The sequence below is a fragment of the Streptomyces sp. 12E genome (assembly GCF_055633275.1).
Window position 1 is genome coordinate 2,471,902 of sequence record NZ_JBVNCJ010000001.1, and the last position, 26,690, is coordinate 2,498,591.

A 26,690-nucleotide genomic window follows, 5' to 3' on the forward strand; every position below is an offset into this window, starting at 1 on the left:
TGTAGCGGAACCTCCGGTTCAGGATGAGAGAGCTCGTTTGACCTTCTTGGCGACCTTCCGCCAAGTGGCCTCCCCCTCGACCTTGTCCGGGACCGGGTGCATGTTCCCGCCGATGTCGAGGGCGAGCCTCCCGTCCCGGGTCCAGTAGGGGGCGGCCTGGATGTTCCGGCGCTGGGACCGCTGACCGCCGCAGGGCAGCAGCTCGCTCACCGGGCCGCCCTCGACCCGGGCCATGCGTTCGATCCCGAGCAGCTGGACGTTGACGTGGACGTCGTAGAGCCCCTTGGGGAGCCGGCCTCCGCACGCCGCGGTGTCGGGGTCGATGCTGACGGTCCCCGTGATCTCCACGGTCCCGTCGGAGGCGACGTTCAGCTTGGACTCGACGTCGGCGAACCAGGCCTGTGCCTTGTTGCGCTGACGCAGCTGGAAATCAACGACCGCGCGGTTCTCTATGTCCTTGAAGGACCATTCCGGTCCGCCGTCTATCCCCTGGACCACGGCGAGGTCGAGGCCGTAGCCGTCGCCCAGCTTCCTGACCTTCACCGTGGCGCCGTCCTGGTAGCGCAGCCGGGCGCGGAACGGCGCGACCAGCACACCCCGCCGCCAGCGCACCGGACCGCTGAACTCGACCTCGCTGACGGTGTCGCGGTAGCGCTCGGCCACCTTGCGCAGGTCCTCGACGCGGTCGGCCTCGAGCAGTTCGGCGCGGAACCGCCAGAGCGGCGGCAGCCCCTCGCGGACGGAGTCCGAGTACTCCTCCACCGCCACCTTACGGGCCGCCTCGTAGTGCCCCATGCTGAAGGGGTCGCCCTTCAGGAACCCCTGGGTGGAGGTGTTCCGCAGGACTTCGACCCGGTAGTTGCGCGTCAGGAAGGCGTCGCGCACCGGTCCCGGGCTCGTGTTGGCCTTGACGATCTGCGCGGTCTTGGCGAGCCAGGGATAGTAGTCACCCGGCTCGGTGCGGCTCTTGCTGTTGTTGCTGCCGTCGTCGCGCTTGCTCCAGTCGTAACACACGACATCGCCGACGACCGTGATGCTCTTGGCGAGCGGATAGGCCTTCGCCAGGAACATCTGGTCCTCGAGACGGCAGCGCCCCTCCTGGAAGGTGATGTCGTTGTCGAGCAGGAACTGACGCCGGAACATCTTGTGCGGGGTCAGCGTCTCGTACAGCTCGGCGAACTCCGGGCCGACGCTGTCGTACGACTCGCGGAAAAGGCGGATGGGGCCGCGCATGTTGCCCTTGACCTTGCCGACGACGATGTCGGAGTTGTTCTTCCGCGCCCGGTCGTACATCACTTCCAGCGCCTTCGGGCCGAGGGCGTCGTCCTGGTCGAGGAAATGTATGTACTCGCCGCGCGCATGGGCGACGCCGACGTTACGGGGACGCCCGGGCCAGCCGGAGTTCGGCATGGAGAGCACCCGCATGTTCTCCGTCTTCTCGGCCAGCTTGTTCAGCCGCTCCGCGGAGTCGTCGGTCGATCCGTCGTCGACGAAGAGCACCTCGAGCTCGTCCTGCGGCATCGACTGCTTCAGGATCGAGTTGATCGGGCGCTCGATGTAGACCCCCGCGTTGTACACCGGGATGATGATGCTGACCTTCACGGTCATGGGTTCCCCTCTTTCAGCTCTGCGGCCAACACGGGCATCGCGGAGCTGAGCCCTTCGGACCAGTCGCGTATGGGTTCGATTCCGGCCTGTCGCCAACGGTCGTGCCCCAGCACGCTGTACGCGGGCCGGGGCGCGGGGCGGGCGAACGCCGCGCTGGTGGTCGGCCGGACCCGCTCCGGATCGGCGCCCAGCAGCCGGAAGATCTCCCGGGTGAGCCCGAACCACGTCGTCTCGCCGGCGCTGGTGCCGTGGTACACACCGGCGGGAGCGCTCCCCGCGAGGGCCGCCTGGCCGAGGCGCACCAGGCGGTCGGCCAGGTCAACGGTCCAGGTGGGCTGGCCGCGCTGGTCGTCGACGACGTCGAGGGTGTCCTTGACGGCCTCCAGCTTGATCATCGTATGGACGAAGTTGCCGCCGCCCGCCCCGTACAGCCATGCCGTGCGGACCACGAAGCCGCGGTCGGGAAGCGTGGCCAGGACGGCCTGTTCCCCGGCCAGCTTGGTGCGGCCGTACGCGCTGCGCGGGCCCGTCGGGGCGTCCTCCGCGTACGGCGTGTCCGCGTCACCGGGGAAGACGTAGTCCGTGGAGACGTGCAGGAGCACGGCGTCGAGCTCGCGGCAGGCCTCGGCCAGGTGGCGCGGGCCGTCGCCGTTGATGCGCAGGGCCTCGTCCTCGCGGGTCTCCGCGTCGTCGACGGCGGTCCAGGCGGCGCAGTTGACCACGGCCGCGGGCCGGTGCTCGGCAAGGACGTCGCGCACCGCCGCGGGGTCGGTGATGTCCAGCTCGGCGCGGGTGACGGCGACCGCCGGGATCCCGGCGGTCGCGAGCCGGGCCAGGACGTCCCGCGCCAGCATCCCCCCCGCGCCGGTCACCAGCCAGCTGCGCGTACCGCTCACAGCGCCGCACGCTCCTTCAGCGGCTCCCACCAGGCACGGTTGTCGCGGTACCACTGGACGGTCTCGGCGAGGCCCTGCTCGAAGCTCTTGCGGGGCTCGTAGCCCAGTTCCTCGCGGATCTTGGTGCAGTCGACGGAGTAACGGCGGTCGTGGCCCTTGCGGTCCTCGACGTACTCGACGCTGGTCTCCCAGTCGGCGCCGCACGCCTTCAGGAGCAACTCGGTGAGCTCCTTGTTGGAGAGCTCGGTACCGCCGCCGATGTTGTAGATCTCGCCCGCGCGGCCCTTGGTGCGGACCAGCTCGATGCCCTGGACGTGGTCGTCGATGTGCAGCCAGTCGCGGACGTTGCCGCCGTCGCCGTACAGCGGGACCTTCTTGCCGTCGAGGAGGTTGGTGACGAAGAGGGGGATGACCTTCTCGGGGAAGTGGTGGTGCCCGTAGTTGTTGGAGCAGCGGGTGACGCGGACGTCCAGGCCGTGGGTGCGGTGGTAGGACAGCGCGATCAGGTCGCTGGACGCCTTCGCCGAGGAGTAGGGCGAGTTGGGCTCCAGCGGGTGGGTCTCGGGCCAGGAACCCTCGTCGATCGAGCCGTAGACCTCGTCGGTGGAGATGTGCACGAAGGTCTCGACGCCGGCCCGGTGCGCGGCGTCGACGAGCGTGTGGGTGCCGACCACGTTCGTGCGGACGAACTCCGCGCCGCCGTCGATGGACCGGTCGACGTGGGACTCGGCGGCGAAGTGCACCACCTGGTCGTGCTCCGCCATCAGCTTGCCGACCAGCTCGGGGTCGCAGATGTCGCCCTGCACGAAGGCGAACCCGGGGTGCTCGCGCACCTCGTCGAGGTTGGCCGGGTTGCCCGCGTACGTCAGCTTGTCCAGGACGGTGACCGAGACGTCACCGGGGCCCTGGGGGCCGAGCACCGTACGGACGTAGTGCGAGCCGATGAAGCCGGCGCCGCCGGTCACCAGGATCCTGGTAGTCATGAGGAGATCTGCACCTTGCTGTGATCACCGAGCACGAGTCGGTGGGCCTTGGGGTTACGGGGAGCGGGCGTGACCTCGACGTCGCGCCCGATGAGCGAGGCCTCCACCCGGCGCACGCCGGTGACGGACGCGCCCCGCAGGACGATGGAGTACTCGATTTCGCTGTCCTCGATCCGGCAGCCCTCGGACACCGAGGTGAAGGGACCGATGTACGCGTCGTTGACCACCGTACCGGCGCCGATGACCGCGGGCCCGACGATCCGGCTGCCGCTGACCCGGGCGCCTTCCTCGATGCGCACCCGGCCGATGATCTCGCTGGTCTCGTCCACCGTGCCCGCGTCGTGGGGCTCCAGGGTCTCCAGGACGGACCGGTTGACCTCCAGCATGTCGGTGACGTTGCCGGTGTCCTTCCAGTAGCCGGAGATCGTGGTGGAGCGGACGTCCCGCTTCTGGTCGATCAGCCACTGGATGGCGTGGGTGATCTCCAGCTCGCCGCGCCAGGACGGCTCGATGGAGCGGACGGCCTCGTGTATGGCCGGGGTGAACAGGTAGACGCCGACGAGGGCCAGATCGCTCTTCGGCTGCTTCGGCTTCTCCTCCAGGCCCACCACGCGGCCGTCGGGGCCGAGTTCGGCGACACCGAAGGAGGTGGGGTTGGGGACCTTGGTCAGCAGGATCTGCGCGTCGGGCCGCTCGGTGCGGAACTCCTCCACCAGGCCGGTGATGCCGCCGACGATGAAGTTGTCGCCGAGGTACATGACGAAGTCGTCGTCGCCGAGGAAGTCCTGGGCGATGAGCACGGCGTGCGCGAGGCCCAGGGGCGCGTCCTGCGGGATGTAGGTGACCTCGATGCCGAACCGGGAACCGTCCCCCACCGCCTCGCGGATCTCGTCGGCGGTGTCGCCGACGATGATTCCGACCTCGGTGATCCCGGCTTCGGCGATCGCTTCCAAGCCGTAGAAGAGCACGGGCTTGTTGGCGACCGGCACGAGCTGTTTGGCGGAGGTGTGGGTGATCGGACGGAGGCGGGTTCCCGCTCCCCCGGAAAGCACGAGAGCCTTCACGTGTGGTGCCCCAATACTATGGACCTTAGTAGGGATGGAAAGTCCCCGTTTGTCTGATTTCGCAGCAGATCTTTGCGCACATCATAACCGCGCCGCAGGAACAACGATTCACCGGCCATTCACGCATTCGAACCCCGGTGGCCATCGCATGGCAGAAAAGTGATCCGCCCCCGGTGGGACCGGGGGCGGATCACGATCACCGAACGATCCGGAGGTCAGTCCTCCGTCGAGGCCGTCACCGAGGACGACGGCTGCTGGGCCGCCGCCGCGGTCTTCTTCGACGCCGTCTTCTTCGCGGTCGTCTTGGCGGCGGCCGACTTGGTGGTCTTCGCCGCCGCCTTCTTGGCCGTCGTCTTCTTGGCGGCGGTCTTCTTGGCCGCCGTCTTCTTCGTGGCGGTCTTCTTGGCCGCCGTCTTCTTCGTGGCGGTCTTCTTCGCCGTGGCCTTCTTGACCGCCTTGCGGGCGGTCTTCTTGGCCGGGGCGGCCTCGGCCCCGGCTTCCTCGACGGGCTCGTCGGAAGGCGCCTTGGACGCCTCCTCGGCGGGCGCCGCCTCCGTCGCCACCGAGGGGACGACCACGACGGCCGTCTCCTCGGACGCGGTCGACGTGCTCGGCTTGCGCACCGCGCGGCGGCGCGGGCGGGCCGGGGCCCCGGTCTCGGCGGGCGCTTCGGACGGGACCTCCTCGGGCTTCGGCTCGGGCGCCTCGGCGACCGGGGCCGCGGGCTCCGTGACCGTCACCACCGCGGCCTCCGCTCCCGCCGGGGAACCGGCCGGCGCGGACGCCTTGCGGGTGGCCCGGCGACGCGTACGGCCCTTGGGCGCGGCCTCCTCGACCGGCGGCTCGGGGACCACCGCGTCCTCGACGGCCGCGGGCTCGGCCAGCGCCTCGGCGGCCGACTCCGGCTGCACCGGACGCGCGACCTCTTCCGCGGCCGTCACGTCCTGCGCCGTCGGAGCCTCGGTCTCGGCCTGCTCGCTCTCCTGCGCCTTGTGCCGGCCCGCCCTGTCCTTGGCGGTCTCCCGCCTCGGCGCGCCCGCCGGGGCCGACGCCCGCCGGCTCGCCCGGCGGCGCGTGCGCCCACGGGTCGCCGCGGCCTCCGCCTCGGCGGCGCTGCTGTACAGCTCCTCGTCCGGCACGAACTCGGGGGCCGGGAGCGCGACCGGCTCGGCGGCCTCGGCGGCGACCTCGGCCACCGTCTCCGTCTCCGTCTCCGCCTCCTCCTCGGCCGTCCCGGCGTCCACGACGATCTCGTGCTCGTGCGGCTGCTCCGCCGCACCGGCCCGGGCCCGCTTCCGGCGCTTGCCGCCGCCGGCGGCGGCGGTCGGCTGGTCCAGGTGCACGATGACACCGCGACCGTTGCAGTGGACGCAGGTCTCCGAGAACGACTCCAGCAGACCCTGGCCGACCCGCTTGCGGGTCATCTGGACCAGACCCAGCGAGGTCACCTCGGCGACCTGGTGCTTCGTACGGTCCCGGCCCAGGCACTCGAGGAGGCGCCGCAGAACGAGATCCCTGTTGGACTCCAGCACCATGTCGATGAAGTCGATGACGATGATGCCGCCGAGGTCGCGCAGCCGCAGCTGACGCACGATCTCCTCGGCCGCCTCCAGGTTGTTCCTGGTGACCGTCTCCTCCAGGTTGCCGCCCTGGCCGGTGAACTTGCCGGTGTTGACGTCGACGACGACCATCGCCTCGGTCCGGTCGATCACCAGCGAACCGCCGCTGGGCAGCCACACCTTGCGGTCCAGCGCCTTGGCGAGCTGCTCGTCGATCCGGTACGTGGCGAAGACGTCGACCTCGCTGGTCCACCGGGACAACCGCCCGGCCAGGTCCGGCGCCACGTGCGACACGTACCCGTGGATGGTCTCCCAGGCGTCGTCACCGCTGACGACGACCTTGGTGAAGTCCTCGTTGAAGATGTCCCGCACGACCCGGACGGTCATGTCCGGCTCGCCGTACAGCAGCGTCGGCGCGCTGCCGCCGTTCTTGGACTTCTTCTTGATCTCCTCCCACTGCGCCTGCAGCCGCTCGACGTCCCGGCGCAGCTCGTCCTCGCTCGCGCCCTCGGCTGCGGTGCGCACGATGACGCCCGCGTCCTCGGGGACGATCTTCTTGAGGATGGTCTTCAGCCGGGCCCGCTCGGTGTCGGGCAGCTTGCGGCTGATGCCGGTCATCGAGCCCTCGGGGACGTACACGAGGTAGCGGCCCGGGAGGGAGACCTGGCTGGTGAGCCGGGCGCCCTTGTGCCCGATCGGGTCCTTGGTGACCTGCACCAGGACCGACTGTCCCGACTTGAGCGCGGACTCGATGCGGCGCGGACCGCCCGACATGCCGAGCGCCTCGAAGTTGACCTCGCCGGCGTAGAGCACGGCGTTGCGGCCCTTGCCGATGTCGATGAAGGCGGCCTCCATCGACGGCAGCACGTTCTGCACCTTGCCGAGGTAGACGTTGCCGACGTACGAGGTCGCCTGCTCCTTGTTGACGTAGTGCTCGACGAGCACGCCGTCCTCCAGGACGCCGATCTGCGTGCGGTCGCCGTGCTGGCGCACCACCATGACGCGCTCGACGGCCTCGCGGCGGGCCAGGAACTCGGCCTCGGTGATGATCGGCACCCGGCGGCGGCCCTGCTCACGGCCCTCGCGGCGGCGCTGCTTCTTCGCCTCCAGACGCGTGGAGCCCTTGATGGACTGCACCTCGTCCGACGGCTCGGCCTTCGGACGGGGCTCGCGGACCTTGACGACGGTGCGCTCGGGGTCGTCGGAGGCCGCCTCGGTCTCACCGCCGCCGTCACCGGCGCGACGACGACGGCGACGACGGCGCCGGCTGCTGCTGGACCCGGATTCCTCGCGGTCCTCGGCCGACTCGGCCTCGTCCTCCGCATCCTCCTCGACCTGTTCGGCGGTGTCCTCGGCGTCCTGGGCGGCCTGCTCGGCGCCGACGTCCGCGGACTCGTCGCCCTCGAGGTCGGCCTCCGCGGAGTCACCACGCCGGCGGCGACGGCCGCCGCGACGACGGCGACGACGCGAACCGGCGGCCTCGCTGTCGTCCTGGTCGTCGGCCTCGAGGTGGTCCTCGGCGTGGTCGTCGGACTGCTCCTCGGCCTCCTCCGCCTCGTCCTCGGCGTGGGTCGCGGGAGCGGCCTCGGGCTCGTCGCCCGCACCCCGGCGCCGACGGCGGCGGCGGGAGGCGGCGGGCTGCTCCTCCTCCGGGAACTCCTCGGTCCGCTCCGGCTCCGCCGCCGGTTCGGCGCCCTCGGCGGCCGCTTCGGCGGCGGCCCGCTCCGGGGTCTGGAAGCGGGGCTCGGTGAACACCGGCGGCTGGAACACGGCGACGGCCGGACGCGCGGGGCGCAGCTGCGAGGTCTCCGCCTCACCGGATCCGGCGGGCTCGGCGAAGCCGGCGGCGGGCTTGCGGACCACCCGGCGCCGGCGCCGCGGACCGGCCTCGTCGGCGACGGGCTCGGGGGCCTGCGCGGGCTCGGAGGCCTGCACCGGCTCGGGGGTCCGCGCGGACTCGGGGGCCTCGGTCACCGGGGTCTCCTCGGCGGCGGGCGCGTCGGCGCGCCGCGTGGCGCGCCGCCGGGTACGGCGCGGAGCGGCGTCCTCGGGCGCCTCGGCGGCGGGCTCCGCCGTCCCTGCGGCCTCGACGGTGGCCTCGACGGTCCCGGTGGACGCCTCCGGGGAGGTCGCACCGCGCGTGGCCCGACGCCGGGTACGGCGCGGAGCCGCCTCCTCGACCGCGGTCTCCGCGGCCTCCGGGGCTGCAGGGGCGGCCTCCGGGGCTTCGGAGGCGGTCTGCGGGGCTTCCGCGGTCGCCGTCGGCGAGGTCACGCTGCGGGTCGCGCGCCGCCGGGTACGGCGCGGGGCCGCGTCCTCGGAGGTGGTCGCGGCGGCTGCGGGCTGCTCGGGAGCGGGAGCGGCCTCGGGAGCGGCGGGCGTCGCCGGTACGACGGTCTCGGCGGCCTCCGCCGACTTCGGCGCCCCGGCCGGCGCGGCCGCGCGGCGGACCACGCGACGACGCCGGGGCGCGGCGGCCGGGGCCTCGACGGGCTCGGCCTCGGCGCCTTCCTGCTCCACGGGCTCCTCGGGCTCGGGGGCCTCCGCGGCCGGTATGGCCGGCGCGACGGTCTCCGCCGTCGTGTCGGCCGCCCCGGCGGGCGGGCCCGCCGGGCGGGACGCGGCACGGCGCCGCCGCCTCGGCGGCAGGGTGTCGCTGGGGGTGTTCGGTTCGGAGCCCTCGGTGGGCTCGGTCGGTTCGAGCATGCGGGCGTTTCTCCCGTCAGGCTCCCGGGCGCCGCGCCTGGTCCGGCGATGCCGGTGACGTCCGCGGCTCGCGCGGTGCGCGATCGCCGCCGTCCGGGGCGCGGGCGCCGCACGGGAGCACTCTGTGTCCTGTCTCGCCGGTTCCGTACGCCGAATGCGTACGGCCTGGCGAAAGTCTTCTGGTCGGTGCGCTGCCCGACCCAGGTGGCTCCCGAGGTCGAGGGCGGCGCTTACGACGTCCGTCCCTTCGCGGGACCTTCCTTACGCCGGCGCCGTCGCGGCGGCAGTGGCGCCGGCCTGTTGCGGCTCGGTCGCTGCTGCCTCGCGGTCGGGCGCGAGCGGGTCGGTCACCGTGCCGGTCTCTTCATCGAGCAGCCCCTGCGCCAGCCTGGTCACCGCTGCGGGGACCGGCGGCGCCAGGTCGGCCACGGCGCGGAGACCGGACAGGACGTCGTCGGGTCGTACGGCAGGCGTCACGTGCCGAACAACCAGCCGCAGTATCGCACAGGGGCGGTCGGTCGGCCCAGTAAGGAGCACGGCGTCAGCCGCTCCGGTGGAGGCGGTGCTCGCGTCGGGAGGCGACGGGTGCCTTTCCGCGCTCTCCAGCCGCACGACCGCCGAGCGGGCGTCGAAGGTGCGGACGCCGTTCTTGGCCCGGCGCTGGACCTCGACGGTCCCGGCCGCGTTGAAGGCGTCCACCGCACGGCGGGCGTCCTCGGGGCCGACGCCGTCCAGCCGCAGCTCCCACACGGAGGCCGTCAGCCGGTCGGCGAGACCCGAGGTGCGGGCCTCGACCGCCTCGACGATGTCGAGCCCGGCGGGCATCGACTCGTCGAGCAGGCCCCGGAGCCGCTCGGGGTCACGCGGCTCGGTGAGCGCGATCTCCAGATACTCGGCCTCACTGCCCGTGCCGGTGGGTGCGGCATTGGCGTACGACACCTTCGGGTGCGGTGTGAACCCCGCCGAGTACGCCATCGGCACCTCGGCGCGGCGCAGCGCACGCTCGAAGGCGCGCTGGAAGTCACGGTGGCTGGTGAACCGGAGGCGGCCGCGCTTGGTGTAGCGCAGTCGGATGCGCTGCACCGCGGGTGCGGGCGGCGGGCCTTCGGGCTGTCGCTTGCCCAGTGTCGTTCAGTCCTTCGTGAGAGCGGTCGTACTGCTACCAAGAGTACGTGTCCGCGGGCCGTTGGGTTCCCGCCGGTGCGTGGGCTGCGGTTCCCGCTCCGCACCGGCCTGTTCGCCGAGCAGTGTCCGCCGGAGGTCGGCGCGTGCCCGCCACACCGACGCGCGGGCGGCGGCGAGGGCCTGCCGGGTGGCCCGGCCCACTGCGCGGGCGGCGCCCCCGAGAGGCCGCAGCACCGCGTCACGCACCGCGTACCCCGCCGGGGTCAGCACACTCCGGTACATCCACCGCGCCGGCTCCACGAACACCCACCGGAAGAACGTCCCCAGCCACCGTCCGACGGCGAGCGAGACGTGTCCGGCGACGCGCCAGGCGTGCCCGAGGGCCTCTCCGGCCTCCCGCGCGACGACCGCGAGCACACGGCCCACGGGCGTCAGCGCCCGGCGCCACACCGCGAGCGCGGGCAGCACCAGCAGGATCCGGGTGATCCAGTACAGCCCCGTGCCGATCCCGGCGACGAGCGCCTCCCCCACCCGCGTCAGACCCCGCGCGCACCGGACGACCGCCCGCCCCACCGGGGCCAGGACCCGCCGGTACAGCCACGCCGAGGGCACGGCGACGAGACACCGCCCCAGCCGCACCGCGCCCGCCCACGCCCCGGCCCCGACCGCGGCGAGGACGTGACCGATCGGCGTCAGCACCCGCGCGTACACCCACACGGCCCCACGACCGAGGGGGGTCAGCACATGGCGGTGGAACGCGACGGCCAAAAGGACCACCAGCGCCTTCCCGAGCCACGCCAGCCCCTTGCCGAACGGCACGAGGGCATATCGCCACAGCCCCACGAACGGCCACACGAACACCGCCCGCCCCACCCACAGCAGCGCCCGTCCCAGCGGCCGCAGCAGCGTGTCGTTCAGGAACCGCCCGGCCACGACCAGCGCGTCCCACACCATCCGCACCGGCACGACCAGCACCAGCACCACGATCCGCACCGGGACGCGGACCGCCACGACGAGGCACCCCTCATCCGCGGGCACGGCGGCGGGCGGGCGGGCCGGCTTCTCGAGATCCATGCTCGCAAAGACGCGGGCGCGGCCCGCCCGGATCCCACGTCCGAGACATTGTTCATTTCATATGCCGAACACCCATAGGAAAAAAGAATTCCGCGACTTATATAAAACAATTTTCTCTACGGGTGTTCACTCATTTGCCACGCATCCCAGCGAAACAGCTGCCGTTAGTCGCTATATGACGAAGGCACGCATGCCCGGGCTCATCAGGTCCGACGGGGGGGAATTCGTGGAAAACCGACCTCACCGGCCGCAGGATCGGCGAGGCCGGCTGACATGAATGACGAACGCTACGACCCTCTCGTCTACGCAGACCCCATGGAGTCCTCCGTACCGCACTGGGACCCGGCCGAGGAACTCGCCTACCTGCTCCAGGAAGCCCGCGGCGAGGAACCCCCCGGCGTCACCATGCCGCAGCCCCGCGGGGAGACCTCGGCCACCGCTCCCCCGGCCGGCGGTCCCCTGGGCAACCCGCAGGAGATCACGGCGGAACTGCCGCCCCTGCGCGCCGCACCACGCGGTCATCGCAAACCCCCGCGCCGACGCCCCGACGCGCTGCGCCTCGCCAGCTACACCACCGCCGCCCTGACGGCGGTCACCGTGTCGATGGTCAGCGTCTTCAGCGGCGTCGTCACCTACGACCCCCTGCTCCTCGTCACCACGGCCCACAGCAGCGGCAGTTCCTCGGCCTGGTGGCCCGTGCTGGTCTACGGCCCCTGGCTGGCGGGCTCGTTGTCCGTCCTCCGCGCGGCACTGCACCAACGGCGCGCCCTGCACTCGTGGTTCGTCGTCCTCCTCTTCTCGTCCCTCGCCGTCATGCTCTGCGTGGCCCAGGCCCCCCGGACCCTCACCGACACGGCCGCCGCGGCCCTTCCGGGCGTGGCCGCCCTGACCTGCTTCCAGCAACTCGTCCGCCAGATCACCCTCACCCGCCCGCCCCGCCGCGCCGTCCCCCGCCACCGACTGCGGTCCCCCGCGGACCACCCCGCACCGCTCGCCGATCCCGGCGAACAGGAACGTTTCCGGGCCCCGGCCCACTCCTACCGGCGTGACACGCCATCCGCCCGGTACCCCGGACAGCACACCCCGTAAGGCCTCCCGCTGTCGGCTGTCCGATGCGCCGCCGACAGCAGGGGACCTCCCCCGGGCCGGATCGTCCCCGGTCCAGCGCGACCGGTACTCGGGGGTGCACGTCCCGGCACTCCAGCCGCTGCGGACGGCCTGCTCGGCGCCGGCGAGAAGCCCGGCGAGGAGCAACGGTGTCACGCCGGCAGGCACCGACACCGGCACTCGGGTTCCGACGGCCGTGACCCATCGGCGCCGACGCCGCGTCCCCGACCGCCGAAGGCGGTCACACCACGGCCCGTGCGAAGGCAACCCTCCACCACCCGGCCGGGTCTTACGGGCATGATCAGACACCTTGCCCGTACAGGTGCGGTGCTCACCGTCGCGTCCCTGCTCCTGACCGCCTGCTCCGGCGGCCGGGACGCCCCCGCCGAGCACCCCGTCGTCGAGCACCCCGTCTTCGACCAGAAGCTCGGCCTCCAGGTCTACCTCGCCCTGCGCCGGACGCAGAAGGCGGGCGGTGCCGACTTCGTCCAGACCATGACCTTCGAATCGAAGAAGGGCCGGGCGGTGCAGACCCTCGGCGGGCGGATGGACTTCGCGAAGAGAACGGGCGAGGCGACCACGACGTGGCGCCTGTCGAAGGGACTCCCCCGAGGAACGAAGGACACGCTCCTGGGCGCCACCCCGGGCAAGGGCAACGCCGACCCCTCGGCACGCGTCCTCGTCGACCTCCAGCACATCCACTACCGCGCCGGGTCGGCGGCGTACTGGCTCCAGTACACGACGAACGACACCGGTCGGGGCCTCGGCACCGACAGCGTCGGCCACCTGCGCGGATCCGAGGGACCGGTGGGCGGCACCCTCCTCGAAGGACTCGGCGCCACGGAGGCGGCATCCTGGCGGACCGACGGCTCCCAGCGCGTCTACGAGGCGGACATGCCCACCAGCACTGTCGAGCAACTGCTCCCCCAGGACCTCACGCGCGAACTGTCCCTCCCCTTCCCCACCGGATCCTCCGGCAAGGGCGCCCCACTGCCGACGACCGTCTCCGTGGACGGCCGGGGACGCGTCACCCACGTGCGGGCCGACCTCTCGACGACCCTGGGGAAGGAGGGCAGCGCGTTCGAGGGCATGACCTCCCTGACCGTCGACCTCCGGCTCTCCGGACACGGCGTGTCCGAGCCCGCCGCGAAGCCCGACGGACCCGTCCGGCCGGCCGACGAGGCGGTCCGTTCCACCGACTCGGTGAAGCCGGGAGGCTGCGTCGACTTCAGCACCGGCCAGCGGGTCCTGGACACCGTCGTGGACGTGCCGTGCTCGGGCGCGCACGACGGCAGGATCTTCGCCCAGAGAACACTCGGTACGGGCCCCTACCCGGGCAGCACGGCCGCCCAGGAGAAAGCCGCCGCCGCCTGCGGCGCCGCCTATGACACCGCCCCCGGGCGATGGGTCTCCGAGGCGGACCGGACCGGAGCCTACTGGTACATGTGGTCGGATCCGGAAGAATGGGAACGGAACGGAGGGCACGCCAGCTGCTACGTCGTCACCGCCAGGGGCACCGCCTGAAGCAGGTGACGGAAGTCCGTGACCGGACGGCCGCGGCAGGGCCGCCCCGCCCTCACCCGCCCCCAGGGCCTCGATCACCCGATCGAGGCCCCCGCTCGCGTCAGTGGGCGTGACCGCTCGGCGCCGGCGCCGCGTTCTTGACCGTCAGCGGCAGCAGCTTCTTGCCGGTGGGGCCGATCTGGATGGCCGTGTCCATCTGCGGGCACACGCCGCAGTCGAAGCACGGGGTCCAGCGGCAGTCCTCGACCTCCGTCTCGTCGAGGGCGTCCTGCCAGTCCTCCCAGAGCCAGTCCTTGTCGAGGCCGGAGTCGAGGTGGTCCCAGGGGAGGACCTCCTCGTAGGTGCGCTCGCGGGTGGTGTACCAGTCGACGTCCACGCCGAACTGCGCGAGGGCCTTGTCGGCGCAGTCCATCCAGCGGTCGTACGAGAAGTGCTCGCGCCAGCCGTCGAAGCGGCCGCCGTCCTCGTAGACCGCGCGGATGACCGCGCCGATGCGGCGGTCGCCGCGGGAGAGCAGGCCCTCGACGATGCCGGGCTTGCCGTCGTGGTAGCGGAAGCCGATGGAACGGCCGTACTTCTTGTCGCCGCGGATCTTGTCGCGGAGCTTGGCGAGGCGCTCGTCCGTCTGCTCGGCGGAGAGCTGCGGGGCCCACTGGAACGGGGTGTGCGGCTTGGGGACGAAGCCGCCGATGGAGACCGTGCAGCGGATGTCGTTGGAGCCGGAGACCTCGCGGCCCTTGGCGATCACCCGGGTGGCCATGTCGGCGATCTGGAGGACGTCGTCGTCGGTCTCGGTGGGCAGGCCGCACATGAAGTACAGCTTCACCTGGCGCCAGCCGTTGCCGTAGGCCGTGGCGACGGTCCGGATGAGGTCGTCCTCGGAGACCATCTTGTTGATGACCTTGCGGATGCGCTCCGAGCCGCCCTCCGGGGCGAAGGTGAGGCCCGAGCGGCGGCCGTTGCGGGTCAGCTCGTTCGCCAGGTCGATGTTGAAGGCGTCGACGCGGGTGGAGGGGAGGGAGAGGCCGATCTTGTCCTCTTCGTAGCGGTCGGCGAGGCCCTTGGCGATGTCGCCGATCTCCGAGTGGTCCGCGGAGGAGAGGGAGAGCAGGCCGACCTCTTCGAAGCCCGTGGCCTTCAGGCCCTTGTCGACCATCTCGCCGATGCCGGTGATCGAGCGCTCCCGGACCGGGCGGGTGATCATGCCGGCCTGGCAGAAGCGGCAGCCCCGGGTGCAGCCGCGGAAGATCTCCACGGACATGCGCTCGTGGACGGTCTCCGCGAGCGGGACGAGGGGCTGCTTGGGGTAGGGCCACTCGTCGAGGTCCATCACCGTGTGCTTGGAGACGCGCCACGGGACGCCCGACTTGTTCGGTACGACGCGGGCGATGCGGCCGTCGGGGAGGTACTCGACGTCGTAGAAGCCGGGGACGTACACCCCGCCGGTCTTCGCCAGGCGGAAGAGGAGTTCCTCGCGGCCGCCGGGGCGGCCCTCCTCCTTCCAGGCGCGGATGATCCGCGTGACCTCCAGGACGGCCTGTTCGCCGTCGCCGATGACCGCGCAGTCGATGAAGTCGGCGATCGGCTCGGGGTTGAAGGCGGCGTGGCCGCCGGCCATGACGATCGGGTCGTCGAGGCCGCGGTCCTTGGCCTCCAGCGGGATGCCGGCCAGGTCCAGGGCGGTGAGCATGTTGGTGTAGCCGAGCTCGGTGGAGAAGCTCAGGCCGAACACGTCGAAGGCCTTCACCGGGCGGTGGCTGTCGACCGTGAACTGCGGGACGTCGTGCTCCCGCATCAGCGCCTCGAGGTCCGGCCAGACGCTGTAGGTGCGCTCGGCGAGGACGCCGTCCTGTTCGTTGAGGACCTCGTAGAGGATCATGACGCCCTGGTTGGGCAGTCCGACCTCGTAGGCGTCGGGGTACATGAGCGCCCAGCGGACGTCGCAGCTGTCCCACGGCTTGACCGTGGAGTTGAGCTCTCCGCCGACGTACTGGATCGGCTTCTGCACATGCGGGAGCAGAGCTTCGAGCTGCGGGAACACAGACTCGGCGGCTTCGGCAGGCATCTCGCGAACCTTTGTGTGCTGAGTGGGGTGACCATTCAGCGTAACGCGGCCGGAGGGGTACTCCCTACGTCGTCCAGTGCCGGAGGTCCTTGGTGATCTTCTTCCAGGCTCCGGGGAGGGCGGCCTCGGCGAGTTCCGCGCGGCGTTCCTCGCGGGCGTGGAGGACGCCGTAGGTGAAGGCGCTCTCTCCCGCGGCGTGGGCGACGGCGGCGAACTCGCGGAGGCTCTTGCGGGCCATGACGCTGTCCTGGTGGTCGCCGAACAGGTCCTGGAGCGACTTCATGGCCTTGACGAGGTCGTCCGCCGGCCGGCCGAGTGCGGGGGCGGCGGCCTCGGCGGCGTAGCGGGTGCGCTTGGTCTTCTTGCGGGCGTCGTGCAGGGCGACGTCGCGGTCGGTGCCGGGCGGGAGGTCCAGGGCGCGGGTGACGAGGCCGGTCAGCTTGTCGAGGTCCTTGCGCACGGCCTTGGTGAGGACCTTCTCCGGTGCGGCTCCGGCCTTCTTGCGCAGGGGCGGGTCGGTGAGCAGGGCGTCCAGGGCGTCGAGGAGGGCGAGATGGCGGCGGGAGTCGAGGATGCCGGCGAGGCGGCCGTGGGCCCCGGCGTGGCGGGCTTCGGCCCAGGTGGTGAGGCGGTGGCCGACGGGGCCGGCGACGAGGGTGTCGGGCAGGTCGGCGAGGGACGACCGGAGGCGTTCGGCGAGCACTTCCTGGTCGCGGTCCAGGCCCAGCTCGGCGGCCAGCCATTTCAGGTCGTCGCCGATGGGGTCGGTCGCCTCGCGGTCGAGGACGGTGCGGAAGGAGCGGAAGGTGCTGCGCAGGCGGCGGGTGGCGACTCTCATGCGGTGCACGGAGTCGGGGACGTCCTGGCGTACGGCGGGGTCGAGCTCGACGAGGGCGTCGCGCTGGGCGCGGACGTAGGCGAGGACGTGGTCGCCGGCGGTGACGGGCTTCCCGACCGCCCTCGACCGGCGTTTCCGCCGCGGGGCGGCCTCCGGTGCGGTGGCGGGTGCGGCTGTCGTCGCCGCGGTCGTGGTGGTGGCCGGTGCCGTGTCGGCCAGTGCCCTGGCGAGTTTGGAGGCGGACTTCGAGGGGCGTACGCCGGCTTTGCGCAGGCGTTTCTCCACCTTGTCGAGGAAGGCGGGGTCACCGTCGTCGGCGAGTTCGACCTCGATCTCGGTCCACCGGGCGGTGCCGCCGTCGCCGGTGAGGCGTTCGGCGTGGACGGTGTCGACGCTGACCTCGGCGAGCAGCCGGCCGTCGGCGTCCATCAGATGGCGTACGTCGCGGTCGGAGCGCAGCCGGACGACGGGCAGCAGTGCGCTGCCGCGGACGCGGGAGCGAACGAGGGCGGCGAGTTCGTCCGGGAGGGTGTCGGAGAGCGGGGCGCGGATCTCGTCGCGCGCTCCGGGGGCGACGGGGAACTTCAGGTGCCAGCCGGCGTCGGAGCCGCCGGTGCGGCGGCGCAGGGTGACGGAGGAGGCGGCGAGGCGTTGGTCGGCGGTGTCGTGGTAGGTGGCGTCGAGGTGGGTGACGCCCTTGTCGAGGACGGTCGCCACGCCGGGGACGCGCGTCAGGTCGGGCAGTCCGCTGTCGTCGGACTCGTACTTCCGCTCGATCTCGCGCTTGGTGTCCGCCATGAGGTCCGTCTATCCGTCATGGGTGAATCTAGTCGTCACGGGCGCGGAGCGGCGGTGGACCGCCGCTCCGCGCCCGTGAGGGTCACGCGGACATCGGGCGTTGTATCCGGATGGACTGCAGCAGGCCCACGGCGAGCCAGACGGCGAACATGGAGGAGCCGCCGTAGGAGACGAACGGCAGGGGCAGGCCGGTGACGGGCATGATGCCGAGGGTCATGCCGATGTTCTCGAAGGACTGGAAGGCGAACCAGGCGACGACGCCGGCGGCGACGATCGTGCCGTACAGGTCGGTGGTGTCGCGGGCGATGCGGCAGGCGCGCCAGAGGATGACGCCGAGCAGGCCGATGATCAGTGCGCCGCCGACGAAGCCGAGTTCCTCACCGGCGACGGTGAAGACGAAGTCGGTCTGTTGTTCGGGGACGAACTGGCCGGTGGTCTGGGAGCCCTGGAAGAGGCCGGAGCCGGTCAGTCCGCCGGAGCCGATGGCGATGCGGGCCTGGTTGGTGTTGTAGCCGACGCCGGCGGGGTCGAGCTCGGGGTTGGCGAAGGCGGCGAAGCGGTTGATCTGGTACTCGTCGAGGATGCCGAGCTGCCAGACGGTGACCGCGCCGATCGCTCCGGCGCCGAGCAGGCCGAAGGTCCAGCGGTTGGAGGCGCCGGAGGCGAGCAGCACGCCGAGCACGATGATGACCATGACCATGACCGACCCGAGGTCCGGCATGAGCATCACGATCAGCATGGGGACGACGGCCAGCCCGAGGGCCTGGAGGACCGTGCGGTGATCGGGGTACGGCTTGTCGCCGGCGTCGACGCGGGCGGCGAGCAGCATCGCCATGCCCAGGATGATCGTGACCTTCACGAACTCGGAGGGCTGGAGGGAGAAGCCGCCGGGGAGCTTGATCCAGGAGTGGGCGCCGTTGATGGTGGAGCCCAGCGGGGTGAGCACCAGCAGGATCAGGAAGACGGAGGCGCCGTACAGCAGGGGCACGGCCGTGCGCAGGGTGCGGTGGCCGAGCCAGAGGACGCCGATCATCAGGGCGAGTCCGATGCCGGTGTTGAGCCAGTGCCGGACCAGGAAGTAGTAGGGGTCGCCCTGGTTGAGTTCGGTGCGGTTGCGGGTGGCCGAGTAGACCAGGAGCGAGCCCAGCAGGGACAGGGCGAGCGCCGAGAACAGTATCGGCCAGTCGAGGCGGCGGGCCAGGGAGTCGCGGGCGAAGACCCGTGTCCAGCCGGCCCGCTCCGGTCCGTATCCGGAGACCTGGAAGCTGTTGACGCCGCCGGTCATGACGCCGTCCTCCGTGCTCCGCTGCGGCCGCACCGGTGGTGTGCGCGGTGGCGGGGGCGTCCGTCGCCGCGTCGTGGTCCGCCGCCGCCCCGCCGTCGCTCGCGGCGGCGGGTGTCGCGGTTGGTGTTCTCCGGTGAGGGGACCGTGCCGGTCTGCTGCGGGTCGGCCGGGTCGCCCTGCGGGGTGGTGGCCTGTGCGTCGGGCGAGGGGGTCGCCCGGTCCTTGGCGGGGTCCTTGGAGATCTTCGGGGACGTGATGGTGCCGTCCGTGCGGACCTTGGGGAGGTTCTTCTGCGGCGTGGACAGCAGCGCCTTCTTCTTGTCGATCTCCCCGTCCTCGGAGACGCCGTACAGGGCGTTGTAGATGTTGCGCACGGCGGGGCCCGAGGCACCGGAGCCCGTACCACCCTGGGAGATCGTCATGACGATCGAGTAGTCCTTGGTGTACGTGGCGAACCATGAGGTGGTCTGCTTGCCGTGGACCTCGGCGGTACCGGTCTTGGCGTGCATCGGGATCTCGTCCTGTGGCCAGCCCCCGAATCGCCACGCGGCCGTACCGCGGGTGGCGACTCCCTCGAGGGCTTCGTCTATCTGGCTGAGCGTCTTCTTCGTCATCGGCAGCTTGCCGTGCGGCTGGGGCTCGATCTCCGTGACCGTCTTGCCGTCGGGGCTGATGACGGCCTTGCCGACGGTGGGGTCGTAGAGGGTGCCGCCGTTGGCGAGGGCCGCGTAGACGGTGGCCATCTGGATGGGGGTGACGAGCGTGTCGCCCTGGCCGATGGAGTAGTTGACGGAGTCACCCGCGCGCAGTCGGTTGCCTTCGAGACAGTTCTCGTAGGCGATCTTCTCGGCGTAGCTGCCGTCCTTCTTCCCGTACTTGCACCAGGCGTCCTTGTTGGCCGTCCAGTAGTCGAGCTTCCACTGGCGGTCGGGAACGCGGCCGGTGACCTCGTTGGGCAGGTCGATGCCGGTCTCGGCGCCGAGGCCGAACTGGTGGGCCGTCTTGTAGAACCAGTCGTCGGCGTCCTTCTTCGGCTTGTTGCCGCCGTCGCGCTTCCACTCCTCGTGGGAGAGGGCGTAGAAGACGGTGTCGCAGGACACCTCCAGGGCGCGGCCGAGGCTGATCGGGCCGTGGTTCTGCGACTCGAAGTTCTTGAAGACCTGTCCGCCGATGGAGTACGAGCTGGAGCAGTCGTAGGGGCCTTCGAAGGAGTAGCCGGCGTTGATCGCGGCGGCCGTGGGGATGACCTTGAAGATGGAGCCGGGCGCCGACTGGCCCTGGATGGCGCGGTTGAGCAGCGGGTAGTTGGACTTCTTGCCGGTGAGGGCGGCGTAGTCCTTGGCGGAGATGCCGCCGACCCAGGCGTTGGGGTCGTAGGTCGGGTTGGAGGCCATGGCGACGACGCGGCCGGTCCTGGCCTCCATGACGACGACGGCGCCGGAGTCGGCCTCGTAGGGGCGGTTGGTGTTGCGGTCGACCACCTTGCGGGCGTCCTTCATCGCCTCGTTCAGCTCGTACTCGGCGATGCGCTGGACGCGCGCGTCGATGCTGGTGACGAGGTTGGCGCCGGGCTCGGCGGGGTCGGACTCGGCCTCGCCGATGACGCGGCCGAGGTTGTCGACCTCGTAGCGGGTGACGCCGGCCTTGCCGCGCAGCTGCTTGTCGTACTGGCGCTCCAGGCCGGAGCGGCCGACCATGTCGGAACGCAGGTAGGGCGAGCTGGTGTCCTGGGCCTTGGTGATCTCCTCGTCGGTGACGGGCGAGAGGTAACCGAGGACCTGGGCGGTGTTGGCCTTGCCGGGGCTCGGGTAGCGGCGCAGGGCCTGCGGTTCGGCGGTGATGCCGGGGAAGTCCTCGGCGCGCTCGCGGATCTGCAGGGCCTGCTTGGCGGTGGCCTCGTCGGTGATGGGGATGGGCTGGTACGGCGAGCCGTTCCAGCAGGGCTGGGGGGTCTCGGCGTCGCAGAGGCGGACCTTCCGGAGGACCTCCTCGGCGTCCATGCCGAGGACGCCGGCGAGTTTGGTGAGGACCGCCTTGCCGTCGTCCTTCATCTTCAGCAGGTCGGTGCGGGAGGCGGAGACGACCAGGCGGGTCTCGTTGTCGGCGAGGGGCACTCCGCGGGCGTCCAGGATGGAGCCGCGGACCGCGGGCTGGACGACCTGCTGGACGTGGTTGCCGGAGGCCTCCTTGGCGTACTGGTCGCCCTCGCGGATCTGGAGGTACCACAGGCGCCCGCCGAGGGTGCCGAGGAGGGAGATGACGAGGACCTGGATGACGACGAGCCGGATCTGGACCCGCGGGCTGCGGCCGGTCTCGGGGATGTTGGTCACGCGGTTTCCTCCTCTCTCAGAGCGCGTACGCGGGTGCGGGTACGAGGGGTGAACGGCCGGGCCGTGCGCCCGCGTTCCGCCGTCGTTCACTCGTTCCGGTGAAGTTGTGCGAGGTCACAGGCGCTTGACCCCCTTGATCCGTCCGGCGCGGGCCATCCGGGCGCGGGCCGCCTTGACGCGCAGTCCGCCCCGCTGCCCGCCGATGCGCAGTCCGGTGCCGCCGGAGAGCCAGCCGGAGGAGATGTCGCCGGACTTGGCGGGGTTGGTCTCGGCGAGCGGGTCGTTCTCGGCGCGCCGGGCCAGGGCCATGACGCCGGGGACGACGAACGGCGCGAGCAGCAGGTCGTACAGGGCGGCGGTGAACAGCAGTCCGCCCAGGCCGACATGGCGGGCGGCGGTGTCGCCGACGAGGGCGCCGACGCCGGCGTAGAGCAGGGTGGAGCCGACGGCGGCGGCGACGACCACGGTCATCGGGCCGGTCGCCGACTTCACCTGGCCGTTCTCGGGTTTGACGAGTCCGGCGAGGTAGCCGATGACGCACAGCACGAGGGCGTAGCGTCCGGCGGCGTGGTCGGCGGGCGGGGCGAGGTCGGCGAGGAGTCCGGCGGCGAAGCCGACGAGGGCGCCGCCGACGTGGCCGTAGACCAGGGCGAGGCCCAGGACGGTGAGCAGCAGCAGGTCGGGGACGGCACCCGGGAGGTGGAGCCGGGCGAGGACACTCACCTGGATCACCAGGGCGACGACGATCAGCGAGCTGGAGAGCAGGATCCGGTTGACGCGCATGGGGTGACAGCTCCTACTGCTCTTGCTGGTTCAGGCCGTCGGCAGAGGCGGAGGGCGTGACGGTCACCGTCACGGTCGGCGTGGGGGTCGGCTTCGGCTTCTTGGGCAGCACCGTGTCGCGCGGGTCCTTCTCCGGGGCCTGGACGACGACGCCGACCACGTCGAGCTTGCTGAAGCTGACGAACGGCGTGACGGAGAGGGTGCGGGTGAGGCCGCCGCCGGAGGGGTCGACGCGGGAGACGACGCCGACGGGAACACCGGGCACGAACGGCTTGTCGGCCTGGGAGCCGAAGGTGACCAGACGGTCGCCCTTCTTGATCTCGGCCCTGCCGTTGAGGAGTTCGACGCGCAGCGGGCGGTCGCCCTGGCCGGAGGCGAAGCCGAGCTCGTCGGTGGCCTCCATGCGGGTGCCGACGGTGAAGTCGGGGTCGGTGGCGAGCAGCACGGTGGCGGTGTCGGGGCCGACGGTGGTGACGCGGCCGACGAGTCCGTCGTTGTTGAGGACGGTCATGTCGCGCTCGATGCCGTCGTCGGCCCCGGCGTCGATGGTGATGGTCCAGGAGAAGCCCTGGGCCGCTCCTATGGCGATGACCTGGGCGCCCTTGATGCCGTACTGGCCCCGGCCGGAGATCTTCAGCAGTTCGTCGAGCTGCTTGAGGCGGCTGCGGCTGCGGTCGTCGCTGCCGAGTTCGGCCTTGAGCGCGGTGTTCTCCCTCTCCAGCTCGGCGAGCCGGTCGTGCCGGTCACCCGACTCGCGGACGGCGGAGACGGCGTTGCCGATCGGGTCGACCGCGCCGGACACGCCGTTCTCGATCGGGCCGAAGACGGTCGCCGCGGCCTGTCGGGCACCGTCGACCGGTGAATCCTCCCCGCCGCGGATGTCCACCGTGATCAGTGCGAACGCGATGGCGATCAGCAGCACCAGGAGCAGCCGGCTCTCTCGTGTGTCCCTCACGTGCGGCGGCCGTGCCTTCCTCGTCGAGAACGGGTATGAGGTGGGGGTCTGTTCAGGTGTGTTGAAGGTGCTTCGAATGATGTTTCGAGGCGTTGTGGGGAGATTATGCCTCTATATCAGAGATCCGCCGTACGGAGGGTGAACATCCCGTACGGCGGAACCGAAGCGTCGCGTCATCTGCGCGGCTGGGCGTCGAGCACCTGCTGAAGCGCCTCGAACTCCTCGACGCACTTGCCGGATCCGAGCGCCACGCTGTCCAGCGGGTCCTCGGCGATGTGGATCGGCATGCCCGTCTCCCGGCGCAGCCGCTCGTCGAGGCCGCGCAGCAGGGCCCCGCCGCCGGTCAGCACGATCCCCCGGTCCATGATGTCGCCCGACAGCTCCGGCGGGCACTTGTCGAGGGTCGTCTTGACCGCGTCCACGATGGCGTTGACCGGCTCCTCGATCGCCTTGCGCACTTCGGTGGCGGAGATCACCACGGTCTTCGGCAGCCCGGAGACGAGGTCCCGGCCGCGGATCTCGGTGTGCTCGTCGGTGTCCAGGTCGTACGCCGAACCGATCGTGATCTTGATCTGCTCGGCCGACCGCTCGCCCAGCAGGAGGGAGTACTCCTTCTTGATGTGCTGGATGATCGCGTTGTCCAGCTCGTCGCCCGCGACGCGGATGGACTGGGCGGTGACGATGCCGCCGAGGGAGATGACCGCGACCTCCGTGGTGCCGCCGCCGATGTCCACCACCATGTTGCCGGTGGCCTCGTGGACCGGCAGTCCGGAGCCGATGGCGGCGGCCATGGGCTCCTCGATGATGTGCACCTGGCGGGCGCCGGCCTGGGACGACGCCTCGATGACGGCGCGGCGCTCGACGCCGGTGATGCCCGAGGGCACACAGACGACGACCCGCGGACGAGCCAGGTACCGCCGCTTGTGGATCTTCAGGATGAAGTAGCGGAGCATCCGCTCGGTGATCTCGAAGTCGGCGATGACACCGTCCTTCAGCGGACGCACGGCGACGATGTTGCCGGGCGTGCGCCCGATCATCTTCTTCGCCTCGGAGCCGACCGCGAGGATGCCGCCGGTGTTGGTGTTGATCGCGACGACGGACGGCTCGTTGAGTACGATCCCACGACCCCTGACGTACACCAGCGTGTTGGCGGTCCCGAGGTCGACAGCCATGTCACGGCCGATGAACGACATTGAGTTCCCCATCAGGATTCGTCTGGCCTTCCCACGAGCTTTTGAGGGCTTTTCAGGTCGGCGAGGTGGGTGCGGTGACGTGAATGCTTCCATCGTAGACGCGCCTTCGCGAGCACCGCGCGAGGGTCTTCGCCATTGTCATCAGATGGCGTCTCCCCCTGCTTGCGGAGACGGCCCATCGGGGGCATCCGTTCCCCCGAACGCCGCGCATATGCCAAAAAAGGGTCCGGGGGCAAAGCCCCCAGACCACCCGAGAGACGGCCAAACGCACTGTACTCGGCCGCGACGTGATCGTTATGCGCGAAGTTACGCGCGACCCGGGAAGAAGATCTTCACCTCGCGCTCGGCGGACTCCTCGGAGTCGGAGGCGTGGATCAGGTTCTCCCGGACGATCACACCGAAGTCACCGCGGATCGAACCCGGCGCGGCGGCGATCGGGTCGGTGGGGCCCGCCAGTTGGCGTACCCCCTCGATGACCCGCTCGCCCTCGACGATCATCGCCACGACCGGGCCGGAGGCCATGAACTCCATCAGCGGCTCGTAGAACGGCTTGCCCTTGTGCTCGCCGTAATGCTGCTCCAGCGTGTCCTGGTCCAGGTCGCGCAGCTCCAGCGCGGTGATCTGCCAGCCGGCCTTGCGCTCGATACGGCTGATGATCTCGCCGGTCAGGCCACGACGTACGGCGTCGGGCTTGAGCAGGACGAGGGTGCGCTGGGTCACGACGGAGCTCCTTGTGCGTGAAGTGGTGCGGGAACACGAGGTTACCGGGCGTGTCGGGACATCCGTCATGCAGCGTCAGGCCGCTCCGCCTGCGCGGCGAAACGGGCCTTCGCTTCGTCCACCTTTCGCCCGAAGTGCACCGATGCCCACCACAGCAGTGCGAAGAGCGCCCCCATGAAGAACATCATCGGGACGAAGACGCCGGAGAGGACGAGGGCGACCTGCAGCGCCCAGCCGAGGGCCACCCCGCCGGGTCGCGTGATCACCCCGCACAGGGCCACGCACAGGAACATCGCGATGCCGCAGACCGTCCACACCGTGCCGGTGGACAGGTCCGCGTCCTTCATCGCGACCAGCCCGGCGAAACCGATGATGAAGAACTCGCCGATCAGGGTGGAAGCGCAGAGCGTACGCACGGGATCTCAGCCCCTCCCCAGGAGCAGTCGGGCCTCGCCGACGGTGATGACGGAACCGGTGACGAGCACACCGCCGCCCGCGAACTCGCCCTCCTCCTCGGCCAGCGTGATCGCGGCCTCCAGGGCGTCCGGCAGCCGCGGCTCGACCTGGACGCGGTCCTCGCCGAACACCTCGACGGCGACCGCCGCCAGCTCGTCGGCGCCCATCGCGCGGTGGCTGGTGTTCTGGGTGACGACGACCTCGGCGAAGACCGGCTCGAACGCCTCCAGCAGCCCGCGCACGTTCTTGTCGCCGCTCGCGCCGACCACACCGATGAGCCGGCTGAACTGGAACGCCTCCCCGATCGCCGCGGCCGCCGCCCGCGCGCCCGCCGGGTTGTGGGCGGCGTCCAGGACGACGGTCGGCGAACGCCGTACGACCTCCAGCCGCCCCGGTGAGGCGACGGCGGCGAACGCCTTGCGCACGGTGTCGACGTCGAGCGGCTGGGCGTGCTGGGCGCCGACGCCGAAGAACGCCTCCACCGCGGCGAGCGCCACGGCCGCGTTGTGGGCCTGGTGCTCGCCGTGCAGCGGGAGGTACACCTCGGGGTACTCGCCGCCGAGTCCGCGCAGCGTCACCAACTGGCCGCCGACGGCGACCTGCCGGGCCACGACCCCGAACTCCAGGCCCTCCCGGGCCACCGTCGCGTCCACCTCGACGGCCTTCTTCAGCAGCACCTGCGCGGCCTCCACCGGCTGCTGCGCCATGATCACCGTCGCGTCCCGCTTGACGATGCCGGACTTCTCGGCGGCGATCTCGGCGGGCGTGGTGCCGAGCCGGTCGGTGTGGTCGAGGTCGATCGGCGTCACCACGGCGACGCCGGCGTCGATCACGTTCGTCGCGTCCCAGCTGCCGCCCATGCCGACCTCGACGACCGCCACGTCCACGGGGGCGTCGGCGAAGGCGGCGTACGCCATGCCGGTGAGCACCTCGAAGAAGGACAGCCGGTACTCCTGCGCCGCGTCGACCATCTCGACGTACGGCTTGACGTCCTGGTACGTCTCGATGAACCGCTCGGCGGAGACCGGGGCACCGTCGAGGCTGATCCGCTCGGTGATCGACTGGACGTGCGGGGAGGTGTAGCGGCCGGTGCGCAGCTCGAAGGCGCCGAGCAGGGCCTCGATCATGCGGGCGGTGGAGGTCTTGCCGTTGGTGCCGGTGATGTGGATCGAGGGGTACGAGCGCTGGGGCTCGCCCAGGACGTCCATCAGCGCGGCGATGCGGGCGACCGAGGGCTCCAGCTTGGTCTCGCCCCAGCGGGTGGCGAGCTCCGCCTCGACCTCGCGCAGGGCCTTGTCGACCTCGGGGTCCTCGGGGCGGGCGGGCACGTCGGCCTGGGGCGGGCCGCCCTGGGTGCGCAGGGTGCGGCTGCCGGCCTCGATGACGGCGAGGTCGGGGTCGCGGGTGGTCTCCGCGTCGATGATCTCGTCGAAGGAGTCGAGGGGGTCTGGCTGATCGTTCTCGCCGGGGATGTCGCTCACGGGGACCAGTCTACGGAGGCCGGGCGACGGGGGGCCCACGGGAGTGGGACGGCTGGTGCCCTGTGGCGCGCGAGGGCGTCGGGGCCGGTCGCCCCCACGCGGCGGAGCCGCACACCGATACGGCCCCGGGCCCCCGGGCA

The 26,690-nt window shown here is 71.3% G+C and carries 19 protein-coding genes; 2 read left to right on the top strand and 17 right to left on the bottom strand.

Annotated features, from left to right (window positions below):
- Positions 1-18: 18 nt before the first annotated feature.
- The 7 genes from ACZ8ZB_RS11620 to ACZ8ZB_RS11650 all read right to left on the bottom strand — a co-directional run bounded on the left by ACZ8ZB_RS11620 (position 19) and on the right by ACZ8ZB_RS11650 (position 11,015).
- The gene (locus ACZ8ZB_RS11620; protein ID WP_470737635.1) at positions 19-1,608 is read right to left on the bottom strand and encodes a glycosyltransferase family 2 protein; all 1,590 of its coding nucleotides are present in this window, start codon (positions 1,606-1,608) and stop codon (positions 19-21) included.
- Complete coding sequence (gene rfbD / locus ACZ8ZB_RS11625; RefSeq protein ID WP_470741464.1) at positions 1,605-2,462, bottom strand: dTDP-4-dehydrorhamnose reductase; 858 nt, start codon at positions 2,460-2,462, stop codon at positions 1,605-1,607. The genes ACZ8ZB_RS11620 and rfbD overlap by 4 nt, the downstream gene beginning before the upstream one ends.
- Positions 2,463-2,500: 38 nt before the next feature.
- On the bottom strand, positions 2,501-3,487 hold the full coding sequence (gene rfbB / locus ACZ8ZB_RS11630) for a dTDP-glucose 4,6-dehydratase (protein WP_470737636.1): 987 nt from the start codon (positions 3,485-3,487) through the stop codon (positions 2,501-2,503).
- Positions 3,484-4,551 (bottom strand): glucose-1-phosphate thymidylyltransferase, encoded by a 1,068-nt coding sequence (locus ACZ8ZB_RS11635; protein ID WP_470737637.1) that lies wholly within the window; start codon positions 4,549-4,551, stop codon positions 3,484-3,486. Before ACZ8ZB_RS11635 ends, rfbB begins: the two co-directional genes overlap by 4 nt.
- A gap of 215 nt (positions 4,552-4,766) precedes the next feature.
- A complete protein-coding gene (locus tag ACZ8ZB_RS11640) occupies positions 4,767-8,816 on the bottom strand; it encodes an Rne/Rng family ribonuclease (protein WP_470737638.1) in 4,050 nt (1,349 codons plus the stop codon).
- A 261-nt stretch (positions 8,817-9,077) separates the two neighbouring features.
- Positions 9,078-9,899 carry a TIGR03936 family radical SAM-associated protein gene (locus tag ACZ8ZB_RS11645; protein ID WP_470737639.1) on the bottom strand — a complete coding sequence of 274 codons (822 nt, stop codon included), beginning with the start codon at positions 9,897-9,899 and terminating at the stop codon, positions 9,078-9,080.
- A 48-nt stretch (positions 9,900-9,947) separates the two neighbouring features.
- Positions 9,948-11,015 carry a hypothetical protein gene (locus ACZ8ZB_RS11650; RefSeq protein WP_470737640.1) on the bottom strand — a complete coding sequence of 356 codons (1,068 nt, stop codon included), beginning with the start codon at positions 11,013-11,015 and terminating at the stop codon, positions 9,948-9,950.
- Between the two features lie 273 nt (positions 11,016-11,288).
- On the opposite strand from ACZ8ZB_RS11650, the gene ACZ8ZB_RS11655 reads away from it, so the two are divergent.
- Positions 11,289-12,104 carry a DUF2637 domain-containing protein gene (locus tag ACZ8ZB_RS11655; RefSeq protein ID WP_470737641.1) on the top strand — a complete coding sequence of 272 codons (816 nt, stop codon included), beginning with the start codon at positions 11,289-11,291 and terminating at the stop codon, positions 12,102-12,104.
- 315 nt (positions 12,105-12,419) lie between these two features.
- Entirely contained in the window at positions 12,420-13,646 is a 1,227-nt protein-coding gene (locus ACZ8ZB_RS11660; protein ID WP_470737642.1) for a hypothetical protein, read from the top strand.
- 100 nt (positions 13,647-13,746) lie between these two features.
- Here ACZ8ZB_RS11660 and ACZ8ZB_RS11665 read toward each other — a convergent pair whose 3' ends face one another.
- From ACZ8ZB_RS11665 to folC, 10 genes are all read right to left on the bottom strand, one after another.
- Positions 13,747-15,711, bottom strand: coding sequence for a TIGR03960 family B12-binding radical SAM protein (locus ACZ8ZB_RS11665; protein ID WP_470737643.1), 1,965 nt, complete (start codon positions 15,709-15,711; stop codon positions 13,747-13,749).
- A 64-nt stretch (positions 15,712-15,775) separates the two neighbouring features.
- On the bottom strand, positions 15,776-17,347 hold the full coding sequence (locus tag ACZ8ZB_RS11670) for a CYTH and CHAD domain-containing protein (RefSeq protein WP_470737644.1): 1,572 nt from the start codon (positions 17,345-17,347) through the stop codon (positions 15,776-15,778).
- A gap of 82 nt (positions 17,348-17,429) precedes the next feature.
- Positions 17,430-18,632, bottom strand: coding sequence for a rod shape-determining protein RodA (gene rodA, locus ACZ8ZB_RS11675; RefSeq protein WP_470737645.1), 1,203 nt, complete (start codon positions 18,630-18,632; stop codon positions 17,430-17,432).
- Positions 18,629-20,962 (bottom strand): penicillin-binding protein 2, encoded by a 2,334-nt coding sequence (gene mrdA / locus ACZ8ZB_RS11680; RefSeq protein WP_470737646.1) that lies wholly within the window; start codon positions 20,960-20,962, stop codon positions 18,629-18,631. The genes rodA and mrdA overlap by 4 nt, the downstream gene beginning before the upstream one ends.
- Positions 20,963-21,076: 114 nt before the next feature.
- Positions 21,077-21,745, bottom strand: a complete 669-nt coding sequence (gene mreD, locus ACZ8ZB_RS11685) for a rod shape-determining protein MreD (RefSeq protein WP_470737647.1) — start codon at positions 21,743-21,745, stop codon at positions 21,077-21,079.
- Positions 21,746-21,758: 13 nt separating this feature from the next.
- Positions 21,759-22,700, bottom strand: a complete 942-nt coding sequence (gene mreC, locus ACZ8ZB_RS11690) for a rod shape-determining protein MreC (protein WP_470737648.1) — start codon at positions 22,698-22,700, stop codon at positions 21,759-21,761.
- A 173-nt stretch (positions 22,701-22,873) separates the two neighbouring features.
- Entirely contained in the window at positions 22,874-23,893 is a 1,020-nt protein-coding gene (locus tag ACZ8ZB_RS11695; protein ID WP_030818432.1) for a rod shape-determining protein, read from the bottom strand.
- 306 nt (positions 23,894-24,199) lie between these two features.
- On the bottom strand, positions 24,200-24,613 hold the full coding sequence (gene ndk / locus ACZ8ZB_RS11700) for a nucleoside-diphosphate kinase (RefSeq protein ID WP_470737649.1): 414 nt from the start codon (positions 24,611-24,613) through the stop codon (positions 24,200-24,202).
- A gap of 65 nt (positions 24,614-24,678) precedes the next feature.
- Positions 24,679-25,029 (bottom strand): DUF4233 domain-containing protein, encoded by a 351-nt coding sequence (locus ACZ8ZB_RS11705; RefSeq protein WP_470737650.1) that lies wholly within the window; start codon positions 25,027-25,029, stop codon positions 24,679-24,681.
- A gap of 6 nt (positions 25,030-25,035) precedes the next feature.
- Positions 25,036-26,550 carry a bifunctional tetrahydrofolate synthase/dihydrofolate synthase gene (folC, locus tag ACZ8ZB_RS11710; protein WP_470737651.1) on the bottom strand — a complete coding sequence of 505 codons (1,515 nt, stop codon included), beginning with the start codon at positions 26,548-26,550 and terminating at the stop codon, positions 25,036-25,038.
- Between the last annotated feature and the right edge of the window lie 140 nt (positions 26,551-26,690).